Source organism: Vibrio sp. R12-SG2-ISO1 (assembly GCF_059834045.1).
In genome coordinates this window covers 82360-99171 of record NZ_JCBDGO010000021.1, presented here as the reverse complement: position 1 = coordinate 99171, position 16812 = coordinate 82360, and the positions used below count along the sequence as shown (strand labels likewise).

General features: G+C 48.7%; 16 protein-coding genes. 5 read left to right on the top strand and 11 right to left on the bottom strand.

Annotated elements, in window-relative coordinates:
• Positions 1 to 143: 143 nt before the first annotated feature.
• From AC6R10_RS15280 to AC6R10_RS15265, 4 genes are all read right to left on the bottom strand, one after another.
• Positions 144 to 1289 (bottom strand): conjugal transfer protein TraF, encoded by a 1146-nt coding sequence (locus tag AC6R10_RS15280; protein WP_487902896.1) that lies wholly within the window; start codon positions 1287 to 1289, stop codon positions 144 to 146.
• An 80-nt stretch (positions 1290 to 1369) separates the two neighbouring features.
• Positions 1370 to 1675: a GIY-YIG nuclease family protein gene (locus AC6R10_RS15275; protein ID WP_500672768.1), complete on the bottom strand. Its 306-nt coding sequence runs from the start codon at positions 1673 to 1675 to the stop codon at positions 1370 to 1372.
• Positions 1676 to 1678: 3 nt separating this feature from the next.
• Entirely contained in the window at positions 1679 to 2344 is a 666-nt protein-coding gene (locus AC6R10_RS15270) for a YceH family protein (RefSeq protein ID WP_500672767.1), read from the bottom strand.
• Between the two features lie 53 nt (positions 2345 to 2397).
• On the bottom strand, positions 2398 to 2619 hold the full coding sequence (locus AC6R10_RS15265; protein WP_500656909.1) for a hypothetical protein: 222 nt from the start codon (positions 2617 to 2619) through the stop codon (positions 2398 to 2400).
• 221 nt (positions 2620 to 2840) lie between these two features.
• On the opposite strand from AC6R10_RS15265, the gene AC6R10_RS15260 reads away from it, so the two are divergent.
• A complete protein-coding gene (locus AC6R10_RS15260; RefSeq protein WP_334551816.1) occupies positions 2841 to 3155 on the top strand; it encodes a DUF496 family protein in 315 nt (104 codons plus the stop codon).
• Between the two features lie 301 nt (positions 3156 to 3456).
• Positions 3457 to 3714 carry a YgjV family protein gene (locus AC6R10_RS15255; RefSeq protein WP_334551815.1) on the top strand — a complete coding sequence of 86 codons (258 nt, stop codon included), beginning with the start codon at positions 3457 to 3459 and terminating at the stop codon, positions 3712 to 3714.
• Between the two features lie 50 nt (positions 3715 to 3764).
• Here AC6R10_RS15255 and glpK read toward each other — a convergent pair whose 3' ends face one another.
• Both glpK and AC6R10_RS15245 read right to left on the bottom strand, forming a co-directional pair.
• Positions 3765 to 5288 (bottom strand): glycerol kinase GlpK, encoded by a 1524-nt coding sequence (gene glpK, locus AC6R10_RS15250; RefSeq protein ID WP_500672766.1) that lies wholly within the window; start codon positions 5286 to 5288, stop codon positions 3765 to 3767.
• 262 nt (positions 5289 to 5550) lie between these two features.
• Positions 5551 to 6174 carry an OmpA family protein gene (locus AC6R10_RS15245; RefSeq protein ID WP_500672765.1) on the bottom strand — a complete coding sequence of 208 codons (624 nt, stop codon included), beginning with the start codon at positions 6172 to 6174 and terminating at the stop codon, positions 5551 to 5553.
• A gap of 274 nt (positions 6175 to 6448) precedes the next feature.
• Here AC6R10_RS15245 and AC6R10_RS15240 point away from each other — a divergent pair, with 274 nt between their 5' ends.
• Together AC6R10_RS15240 and bamJ are read left to right on the top strand one after the other, a co-directional pair.
• Positions 6449 to 7069, top strand: a complete 621-nt coding sequence (locus tag AC6R10_RS15240) for a thiol:disulfide interchange protein DsbA/DsbL (protein WP_500672764.1) — start codon at positions 6449 to 6451, stop codon at positions 7067 to 7069.
• An 18-nt stretch (positions 7070 to 7087) separates the two neighbouring features.
• Complete coding sequence (gene bamJ / locus AC6R10_RS15235) at positions 7088 to 7561, top strand: BamJ family beta-barrel-assembly machinery protein (RefSeq protein WP_500672763.1); 474 nt, start codon at positions 7088 to 7090, stop codon at positions 7559 to 7561.
• Positions 7562 to 7649: 88 nt separating this feature from the next.
• Here the strand turns inward: bamJ and AC6R10_RS15230 are convergent, their stop codons facing one another.
• The 4 genes from AC6R10_RS15230 to nrdD form a co-directional block, all read right to left on the bottom strand.
• On the bottom strand, positions 7650 to 8330 hold the full coding sequence (locus tag AC6R10_RS15230; protein WP_334551810.1) for a putative ATP-dependent zinc protease: 681 nt from the start codon (positions 8328 to 8330) through the stop codon (positions 7650 to 7652).
• 73 nt (positions 8331 to 8403) lie between these two features.
• A complete protein-coding gene (locus tag AC6R10_RS15225) occupies positions 8404 to 9585 on the bottom strand; it encodes an amino acid aminotransferase (protein ID WP_500625286.1) in 1182 nt (393 codons plus the stop codon).
• 150 nt (positions 9586 to 9735) lie between these two features.
• Complete coding sequence (gene nrdG, locus AC6R10_RS15220; RefSeq protein ID WP_500672762.1) at positions 9736 to 10206, bottom strand: anaerobic ribonucleoside-triphosphate reductase-activating protein; 471 nt, start codon at positions 10204 to 10206, stop codon at positions 9736 to 9738.
• Positions 10207 to 10302: 96 nt separating this feature from the next.
• Complete coding sequence (gene nrdD, locus AC6R10_RS15215; RefSeq protein WP_500672761.1) at positions 10303 to 12423, bottom strand: anaerobic ribonucleoside-triphosphate reductase; 2121 nt, start codon at positions 12421 to 12423, stop codon at positions 10303 to 10305.
• Positions 12424 to 12720: 297 nt separating this feature from the next.
• Between nrdD and AC6R10_RS15210 the strand changes: the two genes are divergently transcribed.
• Positions 12721 to 13623, top strand: a complete 903-nt coding sequence (locus AC6R10_RS15210; RefSeq protein WP_500672760.1) for an endonuclease/exonuclease/phosphatase family protein — start codon at positions 12721 to 12723, stop codon at positions 13621 to 13623.
• A 31-nt stretch (positions 13624 to 13654) separates the two neighbouring features.
• Here AC6R10_RS15210 and AC6R10_RS15205 read toward each other — a convergent pair whose 3' ends face one another.
• Positions 13655 to 16810, bottom strand: coding sequence for an efflux RND transporter permease subunit (locus tag AC6R10_RS15205; protein ID WP_500672759.1), 3156 nt, complete (start codon positions 16808 to 16810; stop codon positions 13655 to 13657).
• Between the last annotated feature and the right edge of the window lie 2 nt (positions 16811 to 16812).

Below are 16812 nucleotides of genomic sequence, written 5' to 3'. Positions count from 1 at the left end.
TTGTTTTTTCTCATTATACTCTAGCCAACTGTTGCCAAATACGCCGTTTAACGAGCTTTTGTACAGTAACACGCTTTTGTCGCCACGTTAACCTCAAAGACTGATCAAACAAGCGTTTGTTTGATCAGTCCTAACAGTATATTTTAGAAGGTAAATGCCAAGTTTGCAGAGGCGCCAAATTGGTTGTCGCCCGCGTAACTGCCAGCAAGGTCAAGACTGACTAAATCACCGGGGCTAATACCCAAGCCAACCGTCACTGAATCGTCTAACGTCTCTTCTAAATCAACTTGGTAACCTAAACGCAGTTGTGCCCAGCCAAATGCGTTGCCTTCAATACCGAAGCGCACAAACTGGGTATCATCCTCTACACCTAGAGCAGATACTTCGAAACGCTCTTGTTTGGTAAGATCAACATCCAATGCCGCAACAAAATAGTCTGATACGTAAGAACCCGAAGCGGTCACCTGAGTATTAAAAGCGTATTTATCGAGCCCATCTAAAGTTTCGATATCTTTGCTAAACAGATCCTTTGCGGCTATGCCTAAACGAAAGTTTTGATAGAACCAGACAAAGCCGAGGTCCATATTGAAGTGACTCTGCTTGTTTTCACTTTGATCGTAGTCACTAATATCGAAATCTTCGACAGAAATCGTCTCTTTATAGGTTCTCAACTCTTGGTATTTCGGCGTGACACCTATGGCAATGTCTTGACCACCAAGCGTGATGCGCTTTGCAAGAGCCACACCCACTTCTGTGTAACCAAAGGCCCACAAATTAACAGTTGAGTTCTCATAACGGGCCTGAGTGTCTGAATCGTCATCAATGTTGGTTTTGCCTATTACATCCGCGTAACCGCGCACAAAGACATTTGCTGAGAGGGTGTTGATGGGAAACGCAACTGCAGCGCCAGCGCCACCATTCACACCTAATGGTTTATCATCCGCCAATTGATCCAAGTAGGCGTTGAGCTGATCCTCTGTTGCAGGATCTGGATTATTCGGGTCAAAGCGGTCTATCGTGTCTTGCAAATCGTCAATCACTTTGAGCGATTCGTCTCCATCTCGAACGTTTGCCCCAATCGATGGAAGCAATAAACCAAAGTCGTCATTTTCACGATGAACGGCCACTAAAGCAGGGTTATAAAACGCGCCGAGCAGGTAGTCAGCGCTCGTGACGCCTGTGTTGCCCATACCGTTGCCACGAGCGTCCGCGACAAACGTCGCACTGTTCGCTGAAAACGAAAGTGCTGTTAACATTGCCACTGATGAAATTTTCGTTGTTAGTCTCATATCCATATCAACCTTTAGTATGATTTCATCTCTAAGATTAATACAAAATATTACAACCCATCAGGTAAATCTTTTATTTATCAAACATCAATCGCCTGAGTGAATAACAAGTGACCAGATACGATCGCTTCCTTCTTGCTTTTGCTCAGTTTCTTTAACCGCGCTTCGACCTTGCTGGCCTGACTGCGCGAGTCCGCGACATAGCTCGACCAGGCAAGGATTAGCTGGCCTTTTCCTTTCAGCGCCTTGGCGCCTTTTCCGCCGCAATGCTCGGAGAATCGGCGCTCGACGTCTGTGGTTATCCCACAATACAGTGAGTTTGAGCGGGTACGGACAAAATAGACGTACCACGCCGAGCACGGAGCTTCCTTATCGCTTGTCGTCATTTTTTATGACGTCAATAACGCAAGTTGTTCTTTCAGTTCCTCAAGGGAGGCTTTGAGCTCTACGACTTCGTGCTCTAATTGCTCGATGCGTTGCAGTGCGTCAGAATCGCCGGCTGCCGGCGCCAAAACAGGGCTTTGATGAATAACGTCGATATCGACAGCGCCACTGAATAGATGCTGATAACGAGATTCACGTTTGCCAGGCTCACGAGGGAGCTTAACCACAAGAGGCCCCTGCTCGCGTGACGCCATGCTGTCGAGCAGCGCTTCTACTTCTTTCACATCTGCAAACTCAGCCAGTCGATTGGTACGAGAGCGAAGTTCACCTGGCGTTTGCGCACCGCGGAGCAATAGGCAGCACACCAGCCCCTTCTCTTTATCGGTTAATTTCAAATCACCAAATTCGGTGTTGCAAAAACGGTGTTGGAATTTATTCGCGCGACTATTAAAGCCACTTTCGTCACTGACCAAACGGCGTGTAATCAAGCTATCGACCGCGTCACGCACTTCTGAGTCGCTAAGCGCCATAACGGGCTCACGGTTGCTTTTCTGATTACAGGCCGCTGTCAAGCTATTGAGTGTCAGTGGATAATAGTCCGGTGTCGTGACTTCTTTTTCGATGAGACAACCGATCACACGGGCTTCTAAAGGGGTCAGTTCTATATTCATGTTAGATCCTTAACGTGGCTCTTGATGTCGCACTATGCACTAAACGTCGTGCGCTAGTGCTCACCAATGAGTGGGATTCTTTTGATATTACCATTGTTGTCCATCATCACTATCTTGCTACGGTTGAGTTCGACTTCTGTGATCTCTTGACGAGTACGTTCAGAGCGATACGCATTAGCCACTTTCTCTGTCTTGGGTGACGCCTCAACAGCAGTAGCAATGTCGTCTTCAACAACGGAAGCGAGGTTAAATAAAATAGACGAGTGACGTAGCATTGATTGACACATAGTGAATGTTGAAAACAATCCAGTTTGAAGAGGTTCCCTGATAATAGCCTGAACTTTCCTATGGGCTCAATCACTGCGTTGCTCTTGCCCAGAGTGACCGGCGATAAAAGCGTCAACATGCTGTAATGATTGATCTAAAGACTATTCACCTGCGACATGATGTGATTTAATCGTGTCAGTCTTTATGAGAATTAGGAAAGGAACCTACTATGAGTGGTGTATTTGAAATCGTAGCTCAGGCTCGTCGTAAAAATAAACTCAAGCGTGAACTTCTAGATAACGAAAAGAAAGTTCGTGATAACCAGAAACGTGTCGATTTGCTCGATAACCTGCTGGATTACATCAAGCCAACCATGAGCACCGAAGAAATCACGCAGATCATCAAAAACATGAAAGCGGATTACGAAGATCGCGTCGATGACCACATCATCAAAAGTGCTGAAATTTCAAAAGAGCGCCGTGAAATCAGCCGTCGTATTCGCGAACTAACTGAAGAAGACAAAGTGGCACAAGGGAAGAAATAACCCTCAGCGTCATTTTACTGCTTATCGAGCCTGCATCACCTGCGGGCTTTTTTACGTCTCAACGACTTAGAAGTTCAACACAAATCGTTATTTTCCTTTGTCTCTTGACGTAAAACGTTTGCGTAATCGCTAACCTTCTCCGTTACGCAAATTGAGGGTTTCGTCACACATTTCACCCTGCTATAGTCCACCACAGTTAATCAACTGACCATTCGAGGCACGGAGCTTCCTCACTTATCTCATGACGAGAAGAATTGGGTCGGGCACAGACACTGCCTAGATACATTATGAGGGTCAAATTATGGACATGAATATGGTTGAAATTTTGGGTTACGCGGCGTCTATCATGGTCGCTATCTCACTTACCATGAAAGATATCGTTAAACTTCGCATTCTAAACTTCGTTGGTTGTGGTTTATTCACCGCTTACGGCTTGATGATTGATGCGTGGCCAGTGGTGGTCACCAACGGTTTCATCGCTTGTGTGAACGTCTACTTCCTTGCCAAAATGCAAAGCGAAAAAAAAAGCAGCGCTGAAAAAGTAACGAGCGCCGCTTAATTTTGATTTAATTAGACAGACGCCCTCGCTCACTGTAGCGAGGGCGTTTTTTATTCGTCGTCGTCCTCTTCATGCAATGCAGCCCACGCCTGCGCAGCATTGACAGCGCGCTTCCACCCTTTGTATCGACGTTGGCGTTTCTCTTCATCATGATGCGGCGTAAACTGGCGATCGATTTCTGCTTTGTTACTTAACTCATCCAAGCTGTCCCAAAAACCGACTTCTAGCCCGGCAAGATACGCTGCCCCAAGCGCAGTGACTTCGGTGACCTTGGGTCTCATCACATCCACATCCAGCACATCGGCTTGGAATTGCATCAGGAAGTTATTCGCCACTGCGCCGCCATCAACGCGCAACGCTTCGAGTTTGATGCCAGAATCACTTTGCATCGCGTCAATCACATCACGGGTTTGATAAGCAATGCCTTCCAACGTCGCACGGATAATGTGATTGGCACTGGTCCCACGCGTCAGTCCAACAATGGTGCCTCGCGCATACGCATCCCAATACGGTGCGCCCAAACCGGTGAACGCTGGCACGACATACACTCCGTTTGAGGTCGCCACTTTGGTTGCAAAATATTCAGAATCTTTCGCATCAGAGAGCAGCTTAAGTTCATCTCTCAGCCACTGAATCGATGCGCCACCCATAAATACCGCACCTTCTAGCGCATAACTGGGTTCCCCCCTCGGGCCGCAAGCAAGCGTCGTCAGCAGTCCATTGTGCGAGGTCACTTTTTCGTTGCCGGTATTCATCAACAAGAAGCAACCCGTGCCATAAGTATTTTTCGCTTGTCCCGCACTGACACACATCTGGCCAAATAACGCTGCTTGCTGGTCGCCTGCGATCCCAGCAATCGGAATTCGCGTACCGCCTTTGCCGCCGATGTTCGTTTTACCAAACAACGCTGACGAGTTTTTTACTTCCGGCATCATGGAACGCGGGATGTCCAATTCGTCGAGCATGCGCTGATCCCACTCTAGGGTGTTGATGTTAAACAACAAGGTACGTGAGGCGTTGGTATAGTCGGTCGCATGCACTCGACCCTGAGTCATTTTCCACACGAGCCAGGTATCCACCGTACCAAAAAGCAGTTTTCCCTCTTGCGCCAATTGACGTGCGCCTTCGACGTTGTCGAGAATCCATTTCACCTTAGTACCCGAGAAGTAAGGGTCAAGCAACAGCCCTGTGGTGTCACGAATGTAATCCGACAATCCACGCTCTTGTAACTGCTCACAAATCTTCGCAGTGCGACGACATTGCCAAACAATCGCGTTGTAAATCGGTTTTCCCGTCTCTTTGTTCCAGACAATAGTGGTTTCACGCTGGTTAGTGATACCGATCGCCGCCACCTGGTCGCTGCGGATACCGCTTTTTGTCAACGCTTCAATCAATGTTGAGCTTTGCGTGGCATAGATCTCCATCGGGTCGTGCTCCACCCAGCCGCCATGTGGGTAAATCTGAGTGAATTCACGTTGGGAGACACTGACGATATTGGCATCGTGGTCGAGTACCACCGTTCTTGAGCTCGTCGTGCCTTGATCGAGAGCGACGATATACTTTTGCTCCGTCATAGTAGGGTCCTTTACTTTCTTTTTGTTTTATGAGGTCATTGTGCACAAAGCAAGAACACAGAAAAGCATTGACCACCACAAATGAGCGTTCGAACACAAAATGTTAGAAAGTTATCGCCAGAATGTTGTTAAAATCGCGGTAATCAGGCTATAGGTGCGACTGTCAGGGCAAAAAACCGGTTTCGAACGAACATAAAAAAGCCTGACAAACGTCAGGCTCATGGTTGGTCGGCGTGAGATAACATATGGTGGGTATCACCCGTTAGTTATTTGAGACGATAAAGAGCACTTCCACTCGTCGATTGCAGGCTTTGCCAGACGGGGTGTTATTGCTACAGGCTGGTACATGTTCTCCATAGCCGCGCGTGAAAATAGAGTTCATGGATACGTTGTTGCGCGCCAGTTGCGCTTTTACGGCTTGTGCTCGCTTGATGGAGAGTTGGTCATTAAAAGTGGCATTGCCTGTACTGTCGGCATGCCCGTCAATCACGATGTCGATGTCGGGTTGTTTCGATAAGTAACGCCCCACCATATCGACCCAATATAGAGAATCCGGTGATAAGTTCGATGAACCAGTGCGGAACTTGATCGTATCTTTAAGTTTGACCATCACATGATTACCCGGAAGAATTTCGTAATCGACACCATTGCTGACTAAAAAGCTCTGTAAGTCCCCGTAGCTTTGAGTGCGCTGTTGCCCCATCGGGCCTTGTACACCAGCGTTTGATGATAACATCGGCGCCTTACCCCAATCTGGATAACGCAATTCAGAGTCGCTTTGCGGGGCGGTATCCAACATATCTCCGCCTAGTCGAGCAAACTCCTTGGGAATAGAGGCGCTGCATCCAGACAGGAGTAGCAGTAGAGGCAAAATGTATTTTGTCATGGTCGTCATCACTCGTTACTTCTCAACACTCTCTTTATATCGACCATTTTGCGCGAACTTTAGCGCTTCTCTCGTGACCAAACGCATATTTCTTACCACCCTACAGACTTTAAGGGTGGTTGCTCGTCCACCTACTTAGCTTGTGAATCAAGGCTTATCGATAGTAGAATCGAAACACATTCCACGCTCAGCGCGAATTCAACGATAAACCAATGAGTTAAATCGAGTTGGTGTCACGTTGAACGATAAGCCTGCGCATACAGAGATAGTCATAATGAACAAACTCCTTACTCTGACACTCGTCATACTGACATTTGGCTTAGCCGGATGCAGTGAGTCAACCGAGCCCACCGAAGGCAAACACTACGAACCACTCCCCGTTAACCTCTCCACTTTCCGAGTGGAGCCCGTTATTGAAGTGTTCTCTCTACATTGTAGTCACTGCCGTAAAATGGAAGAGGCGCTACCTGAACTTGAACAATTGGTCGGCCAGTCGTTTGGCAAGGTGCACGTCACGTTCAATGAAAGCGCACAAGTGGGGGCGATGATTTACTACTCCGCGCAAATGCAGCTTGGTCATACACCGGATCACGCAATGATGACGGAACTGTTTGCCGCTGCGCAAATGGGGGATGGTGCATCGTTAGATGACAAGAAGCAAGCGATTGATGCAGCGTTTGAAACTCGCCACTTAACCAGCCCTTACAATCTCGATAATGATCAGCAAAGTCAGCTGTTTAAAAAGATTGAACGCGCGCATGAGATGACCACTCAAGGGCAGATCAATGCGGTGCCAATGTTCATTGTCAAAGGCAAGTATCGCATCCTTACCTCTGCCCACAGCGATATTGCCGACATTGCCAATACGATCCAATTCTTACTTGCTCAACCTTAACTCTGACAGGACGTTATTATGTCTAAAATTATCATTCCTATCGTTATCGTGGTTCTCGCTGTGTTTTTTGTCTATCGTACTTGGACGAACGGCAAAGCGGCCGAAGCTAACCTTGCTGCTGGTGAGGCATTTTTGGCTGAGAATGGCCAAAAAGACGGCGTTATCACCACCGACAGTGGTCTTCAATACCAAGTACTCACCAAAGGTGAAGGGACGGTATTCCCTACGGTGGCACGCACAGTAAAAGTGCACTACCACGGTAGCTTGATTGACGGCACGGTATTCGACAGCTCTGTCGAGCGTGGAGAGCCTATCAGCTTTAAACTTGGTCAAGTGATCAAAGGGTGGCAAGAAGGACTGACTTACATGAACGTCGGTGACAAAGTAAGACTGTTTATTCCAAGCGCATTGGCGTACGGAAAAAGCGGCACTGGCCCTATCCCACCCGCGGCGACACTCATTTTTGACGTTGAATTGCTGGCCATTGACTGAGGCATGGTTACCTAACCGAGTCTCATTCGAAATTCCATAAAAAAAGCCGCTAAGCGGCTTTTTTTGATCAGCTGACAAACAGAGCGTTTTACTTGTGTTTGTCTTGAATAAACGTACGGCTGACATCGACAACGGCAATGTCTTTAAAGAAGCTACGACCAAGAAGTATTGGGTAGGTCAAGTGCGTTCTGTCGGCTAATGTGAACTCTGTTTTTTCCTTCACATCACCGATTTGAATCCAACCCTCAACCACTGCGCGCTTTTCAGACTCTTCAGAAGTTGATTGGCGAATTTTCACCCAGCGCTGAACAGGCAAAGCGATTTCTCTGCTTTTTACACCCTCGTGTTCAATTTTGAACTTGACCCAATCCTTTCCGTCACGCTCGAACGGCAACACCTCTACTGCACTGATGGATGACGTCGTCGCCCCAGTATCGATACGCGCTTTAAAGCTAGCTTCTAGTCCGGGCACATACACCCACTCTTGTTCACCAAGCATCAACTTGCCATCCGCCGTTTTCTTCGGCGATTCTGTCGGCTTAGGTGCCACTGGTTTTTCCGGCTTAGGCTCAGGTTTGACCTCAGGCTCTTGTGGTGCAGTCGGCTCTGGCTCCGAGGTGTCTGGTGACGTCACCTCTGGCGTTGTCACTTCCGGCTCCTGCGTTTGTGGCGTTTGCTCAGGCTCAACCACTGATTCACCCGTCGTTGAACACGCCACCAATCCACCACTCAATAGTAACGGTAGGACGATTTTCCATGTTTTATTCATTGGACCACCTAATCTTGTCAACATGGCCGCTCATCTTGAGCGGCACTCGCGAGTTTTCAATACGCAGATGTCTTTACGCGACACGAACGATAGCGTTGGCAACGTATGGGATGTCTTTTTCCGTCAAGCCGGCAATGTTAATTCGACCATCGCCTACGCCATAAATGCCATATTCTTCACGCAGTTGCGTCATTTGCTCTTGGCTAAAGCCTAGCACAGTGAACATGCCTTTGTGGCTCTGAATAAAGTCGAATTGTGATGTTCCGTGGCTATTTTTCAGTTCATCACACAATGCTTTGCGTAGGCTAACCAAACGTTGTTGCATCTGTGACAGCTCTTGTTTCCAGACTTGGGTCAGCGCGTCACTGCCCAAAATGGTTTTCACTAGCGCTGCGCCATGATCAGGCGGCATGGTGTAAGTGGAACGCGCGAGGGTCATCAACTTGCCTTTGGCATTGTCTGCTTCCTGCTTAGTGTTTGCAACCACAATCGCCGCGCCCGTGCGCTCACGGTATAGGCCAAAGTTTTTCGAGCATGACGTGGTGATCAACATCTCTTCCACGTTGTCTGCCATGTAGCGAAGACCTTTCGCGTCTTCCTCTAACCCATCGCCAAAACCTTGATAAGCGATATCGACAAACGGGGTAAAACCATTTTTCTGCGACAGCTGGGTGATGGCCTGCCATGCGTCAAAATCGATGTCAGCACCCGTTGGGTTATGGCAACAGCCGTGCAATAACACGACGTCATCTTTTCCAGCGGTGCGCAGATCCGCCATCATGGCATCAACGTCGACTTGCTTAGTGTCACGGCTAAAATAGCGGTAGTGACGTACTTTCAGCCCCGCCGCTTCCATCACAGGTTTGTGGTTCACATAACTTGGATCAGAAATCCATATTGTTGTATTTGGCTGCGCCACCTTCATCAGGTCACCCAGCATACGCAGCGCACCGCTCGCACCTGGGGTTTGAATAGCAGACACGCGATCCATTGCCGATGTGCCCGTCAACAGCAGATCAATCATCGACTGGTTAAACTGCTCACAGCCCGCAAGGCCAACGTAAGATTTGGTGGTTTGCGTCGCGACGACAATATCTTGGGCTTGTTTAATGGCTTGCATCACAGGGGTTTCACCTGCGCTGTTTTTATAAACGCCAATGCCAAGGTCTACTTTTTCATCACGAGGATCGTTGCGGTACGCAACAGAGAGAGAAAGAATCGGATCCAGCATAGGTGCTGGTAATTGAGAAAACATGAAAGTCACAACCCTTTGAAATTCAAGATGGCTGACAACTTATCATTTAATCCTACTTTCTAGAAACGATTTTATGAGCGAGAGTTCAATTTCATCGATTGCTTTTGTAAATTTTCACATACAGTTAACAATGAGCCCTACCCCAAGGTATCACTGTAATTTGAAGGTGTGGATGATTTGATTCGCGCTACCTCGCCATTCAAGATTAAGATCGCGCTTCTCTTGAATGAATTTGCCATCGATTAAGGTATCAATGTACTGCGTCACTTCACGCTGCGCATCATCAAGCTCTGCTAGGGTATACCCCGTCCAAACCCAGATGTCTTTTCCCGGGCACTCGGCGCGTACGCGTTTGACCAACTTAAGGATGTGCGGCACGTTAGCAGGGTGTAGCGGATCCCCACCGGACAGCGATAACCCACGGCGCTTTATACGTGGATCGTTCAGATCGGCGATGATTCTGTCTTCCGCTTCTTGGGTGAACAACACTCCTGAGTCCAAACGCTGAGTAGACTGATTGTAGCAGCCTCGACACTGATGCACGCAACCTGAGACAAACAAGGTGCATCGGGTGCCAGGGCCATTAACCACATCGATGGGGTAATATTGGTGATAATTCATCGCTCTTTCCAAAACAAAAGCCGCTAACTAAACACAAAACAGAGAACAAAAGAAGCCAGTCAAGCTGGCTTCTCATTAGCTTGTCTAGGTGACCACTTACAGATGCTTAACGCGTCGTTTTACTTCTTCTTGCTTGCCAAAGTTGAACGGTCTGGCGTCTGGGCTACCAAGATAACCACACACGCGGCGCGTCACTGATACTTTGGTCGAGTCGTGGTTGCCACAGCTTGGGCAGGTAAAGCCTTTGCTGGTACAGTCGAACTCACCGTTGTAGCCACACTCATAGCACTCGTCAATCGGCGTGTTGGTGCCGTAGTAAGGCACGCGGCTGTAGCTGTAATCCCAGACGTTTTCGAGCGCTTCGATGTTGCGCTGCATATTCGGGAACTCACCATAACAGATGAATCCACCGCTTGAGATCTCAGGGTATGGCATTTCAAAATCAATTTTATCGTACGGGTTGACCTTCTTCTCCACATCAAGGTGGAAGCTGTTGGTGTAGTAGCCTTTGTCCGTCACCCCTTCAATCACACCGTACTCTTTGGTATCAATTCGGCAGAAACGGCTGCACAAGTTTTCACTAGGCGTGCCGTATAAGCTGTAACCGTAGCCAGACTCTTGTGTCCACTGATTCACCGCTTGTTTAAGATGCTTAATGATATTGAGCGCTTTTTCACGCAGTTCACTGTCATCGTACACATGGGTTTGATGGCCAAAGAGCGCATTCACTGTCTCGTGGATACCAATGTAACCAAGTGAAATCGAGGCACGACCGTTTTTGAAGATGTTCGCAATTGGCTCATCGGCACCTAGGCGGATGCCACATGCCCCTTCCATATAGAGGATAGGTGCCACGCGCGCTTTGACATTCTCTAAACGTGAGATACGTGTTTCCAACGCGCGGCGTGCCAGTTTCAGCTTGGCATCCAGCAGTTGATAGAATTTGCTCTCATCGCCGCCCGCTTGAATAGCGATGCGTGGCAAGTTGAGGCTCACAACGCCCAAGTTGTTGCGGCCTTCATGAATCAGCTCGCCATTTTCTTCATAAGTGCCCAAGAAGCTACGGCAACCCATCGGCGTTTTAAATGACCCTGTCACTTCGACGACTTTTTCGTAGTTCAAGATGTCGGGGTACATACGCTTCGATGCACATTCCAACGCCAATTGCTTGATGTCGTAGTTCGGATCGCCCGCTTTGTGGTTTAGGCCGTCTTTAATGCCAAATACCAATTTAGGGAACACCGCTGTTTTGCGGTTTTTTCCCAAACCGGCAATGCGATTCTTCAAGATGGATTGTTGGATAAGGCGCGAGCCCCAACTGGTGCCCAAACCAAAACCAAAGGTGACAAACGGCGTTTGACCATTAGCGGTGTGCAGGGTATTCACTTCATATTCCAACGATTGGAAAGCGTCGTAACACTCTTTTTCAGTGCGCGCACGCGCAAACGCCTCAGGATCATGAATATCCCACTCTTTGGCGATCTCTAGGTGCTTGTCATAACTCGTCATCACATACGGTTCGAGCACCTCATCAATACGGTTGATGGTGGTGCCGCCATAGATATGACTGGCAACTTGCGCGATGATTTGCGCCGTGACTGCGGTCGCCGTTGAGATCGATTTCGGTGTATCAATCTCTGCGTTACCCATTTTAAAACCGTGGGTTAGCATGCCTTGCAAATCAATCAGCATGCAGTTGAACATTGGGAAGAACGGCGCGTAATCTAAATCGTGGTAGTGAATGTCGCCCGATTCATGAGCTTGAACAACATCACGGGGTAAAATGTGGGTTTTCGCGTAGTGCTTCGCAACAATACCTGCCAAAAGATCGCGCTGAGTTGGGATCACCTTGCCGTCTTTGTTGGCGTTTTCGTTGATGAGATCAACATTACTCTCTTCAATCAAACCTTCAATTTCGCGCGTCAGCGCACTTTGTTTTTCACGCGCGATGTCACGGTCATGGCGGTACTCAATGTAAGCACGCGCGAGTGACTTATACGGCCCCTGCATCAACTCGTTTTCAACTAGGGTTTGGATTTCATGGATGTGGACTTCATCGTGATCGCTTAATTGCAGCTCGATCGCTAACGCGACATTGAGTGCGTATATGGCACTTTCTTTATCAACGGTATCGGCGGCGGCTTCCACTGCGGCTTGTATACGATCCCGGCTAAATGGCGCTCTTGAGCCATCCCGTTTGATTACGATTGGTTTCACCTTTTCTCCTTACCCAGCATACTCACAGAGTTATCCACAAACACACTATATAGGGTTAATTTTTATTCGAGTAATACTATATATTGTGGCGTATTTAACGAGATAGGCACCATGAAAGTATTGATTTTGATCAATAAAAAATGCCCCTAGCGTAAGATCAAAGCGTTCTAGTGGCACCGATCAAAATTAGGAAGGAAACGATGAAAACATTCAGATTTGAGATGAATTCGCTTGCAATTTTCAGAGCACTTATAGGATAAAGGATGAGTCAAATTCATGGATAGGGTGACGCTAACAATGCGCGATTGGACCGCCTCTTTTCTCTCACTCAGAGCTTACGTGCTACTTGTCGCCTTGGTCGGTTCCATCGGCTCAAGCCATGCTCTAACGTTAGCCAGTTGGAATATTGAGTGGCTTAGCTCTGACCCTAGCGACCGCTTTGAAGCGTCACTGCGTTCTGCGCAAGATTTCGACGCTTTAGGTCGTTATTTTTCCCAAATCGATCCAGACGTGCTCGCCTTTCAAGAGGTCAATGATGAACAAGCGCTGCGCAACGTTGTGGGGTCGGGCTATCAAATCTGGTTATCGGATCGCTCGTTAGAGCGCCATCAAGACGCCCAGTTTGGTGCGATTAACCAATATACAGGGTTTGCGGTGAGAGCGGGTATTGAGGTCGTGCAACGTGATGACATCATACTGGTGGATCAAGCTCGCAGCCGACTGCGCTTTGCCGCTTATCTGGTGCTTAACCCGCAAGGCCATCAACCCCTGCACCTTCTTTCGGTGCATTTAAAAGCCGGTTGCAGCGGCGCGTATCGTGATAATCGAGATTGTCGTCTACTTTACACTCAAGGTGAGAGCTTAAACGCGTGGATCAGTGAACGAGAAGCAAACCAAGAGGCTTACCTCATCATGGGTGACTTTAACCATAATCTGGCGTTTAAGGGCGACTGGCTTTGGCGCACCTTGACAGAGGGCACCAAAGCGTATTTGGCGAGCGAGCGTACCGCAGCGCAATGCGTCGTGCGCTCTAACAAACAAGCCAATAAAACCCATAAGTTTCGCAGCCTAATTGACCATGTTATCGCCAGCCCATCGCTTACTCTGGCCATGCCTTATCAAGTCACCTATAAAACGAGTGACCTCTTCCAATATCGCCTTAGCGATCATTGTCCGATGGTCACTCGCATTATCGACTAATTTTGGTTATCCCCTTGGCTTTGAATAGACGTTAGCGAGCAAAGCGATGTTTCATCGCAACGTAGTACAGCACGGGGATCACCAACAACGTTAAGATGGTAGAAACGAAGATCCCGAAAATCAAACTGATGGCGAGACCATTAAAAATCGGGTCATCGAGAATGAACACCGCGCCAATCATCGCAGCCAGTGCGGTTAACATGATGGGTTTAGCGCGAACCGCCGCCGATTGAATCACCGCTTCTGCAAACTCAACGCCCTCTTCGACCTGTTGATTAATAAAGTCCACCAAGAGTATCGAATTACGTACGATGATGCCTGCTAGCGCAATCATGCCGATCATAGAGGTCGCGGTAAATTGCGCGCCGAGCAATGCATGACCGGGCATCACACCGATGATGGTCAGTGGAATCGGCGCCATAATGATCAGCGGTACCAAATAGGATTTAAACTGCGCCACTACCAATAAGTAGATCAAAATCATTCCAACGCCATAGGCAATGCCCATATCGCGGAAGGTTTCGTAGGTAATGGTCCACTCGCCATCCCAACGCACTGAGACGCCATTGAGTCCATCAGGTTGCGCGACATAGTATTGCTCTAGGGTCATCGCCTCATCCAACTTACCGACTAAGTCGAACATGCCATACAGCGGGCTATCCAACTCGCCAGCCATATCGGCGACCACCATCACCATAGGCACCATGTTTTTTCGTACGATATAGGCTTCCATTGGCAACACGTTGACGCTGACGAGATCCGAGAGCGGAAACACTTGACCGTTTTGGCTGCCGACCTTCATGTTCAGCACTTGCTCTAAGCGCACTTTAGCCTCTTCACTGGCTTGAATCATAATGGGCACTGGGTATTTACTGTGCTCGCTGTGCAGGTAAGTCACAGGCTTGCCACCCACAGCCGTTGCCAGCGCATCGACTATCGACGCATACGGCACTTGATAATGCGCGGCCTTACTTCGATCAATCGCCACCTGCCATTTTTGGTGATGTTCGGGCAGATACATGTCAACATCAACGATGTCCTCCGTCTCACGGAAAATTGCGCGTATCTGCTGTGCGGCTTGATGACGCATGGCATCGGTTGGCGCGTAGACTTCTGCCAATATCGGTGACCAAACCGGTGGCCCCGGCGGCACTTCAACCACTTTAACTTTGCCCCCAAAGCGCGACGCAATCTCATTGAGCACTGGGCGCACCTCACCAGCAATGGTGTGGCTATCTCGGTCACGATCTTTCCTATCCACCAAATTCACTTGAACATCGCCTTGATTCGGTTGATTGCGCATAAAGTAGTGACGAACCAAGCCATTAAAGTTGATAGGCGCCGCCGTACCCGCATAGATTTGATAGCCAGTGACTTCAGGCACCTCATCGAGCGCTTGGCCAAGTTCAAACAGCACGCGCTGCGTCCGCTCTAGCGGCTCACCTTCTGGCATATCCAGCACCACTTGAAACTCGGATTTGTTGTCAAAAGGCAGCATCTTCAACACCACCGATTGCACCACTGGCAGCAGTACCGAACCAGCAATCAGCGCCAATATCGCCAACAATAACAACCAACGATTGCGACGCTGTGCTCTGGCGGTGACAAAAGGGGCCATAATGCGATGAAATAGTGATGAGCTCGCACCTTTTGCGTCTTCGTGATGGGCGTGTTTGAGTAGATGATGCGCTAGCCAAGGTGAGAGCACAAAGGCGACCGCCAGTGAAATCAACATCCCCATAGACGCATTGATTGGAATTGGGCTCATGTATGGCCCCATCAATCCGCTCACAAACGCCATCGGCAGCAATGCCGCGATCACGGTTAAAGTTGCTAAGATGGTCGGTCCACCGACTTCATCGACAGCGACGGGGATCAATTCATCGAGTGATTTTTTGCCCATGGACATATGCCGGTGAATGTTTTCCACCACCACAATCGCGTCATCGACCAAAATACCGATTGAGAATATCAGGGCGAACAGTGACACGCGATTGAGGGTAAATCCCCAAGCCCAAGACGCAAACAAAGTGATCATCAAGGTCACCACAATCGCTATTCCGACGACGATGGCTTCACGCCAACCCATGGTCAGCAAGACCAGAATCACCACCGCTGCCGTGGCGAACGCCAGTTTGCCGATCAACGTATTGCTTTTGTCCGCCGCGGTTTTACCGTAGTCACGTGTTATTTCAACCTTAATGCCTTCGGGAATCAGTTGATTCTTAAGTGCGTCTAAACGCGCTTCAACGGCTTTCGCGACGTTGACTGCGTTCTCACCGCTTTTTTTTGCCACCGCGAGCGTGACTGCGGGATGCAAGCCCTCTTTTGAGCTCGTCCACACCTGCTGCGTCGGCGTGTTAGTGCCTAAGCTAACCGTAGCAATATCTTCTAAATAGACGGGGGTTTGGTTATACAACCCGACCACTAGCTGTTTCACCTCTTCAACGCGTGAAAGAAACTGGCCGACTTGGACTGGAAACTGTTGGTTTTCATGGGTTAAGCTCAGCATGGGAGAGCTTTGATTCGCGGCGGGCAAATGCTGATTAAGCTGATCCAAGGTGATATTAAAACTGTTCATCTTTACAGGGTCTAAACGCACGTCAACAATGGTCTCGTGACTGCCAACTGTATAGATGTCTCGTGTCCCTTCAATGCGTTTAAGCTCAGTTTCTAAGCCGTGTGCTACCTGAGTTAAGTGCTGCTGATCAAGCTGCGCCGATGGGCTGGATAAGGTGATACTGACGATCGGCACATCCTCAATCCCTTTGGGTTTAATGACGGGCTCACCGACACCCACGCCCTGCGGCATCCAATCTTTATTGGAATAGAGTTTATTATAAATGCGCACGACAGCGTCGTTACGGCTAACGCCAACATCAAAGATCGCGACGATCATCGCGCCATCGGGCTGCGAAAACGAGTAGATTTTATCGATACCCTGAATTTCAGAAATGATCTGTTCTGCGGGGGTGGTGACTAGGCTCTCCACTTCACCGGGCGTTGCTCCGGGGAAGGGAATATACACATCCGCGAAGGTGACATCGATTTGTGGCTCTTCTTCTTTAGGTGTAATGATAACCGCAAACAGACCCATCAATAAGCCCACCAACGCCAACAATGGCGTCATGGCTGAGTTTTGAAATGCTGCGGCAATACGGCCTGAGATCCCTAGCTTATATTCCATGC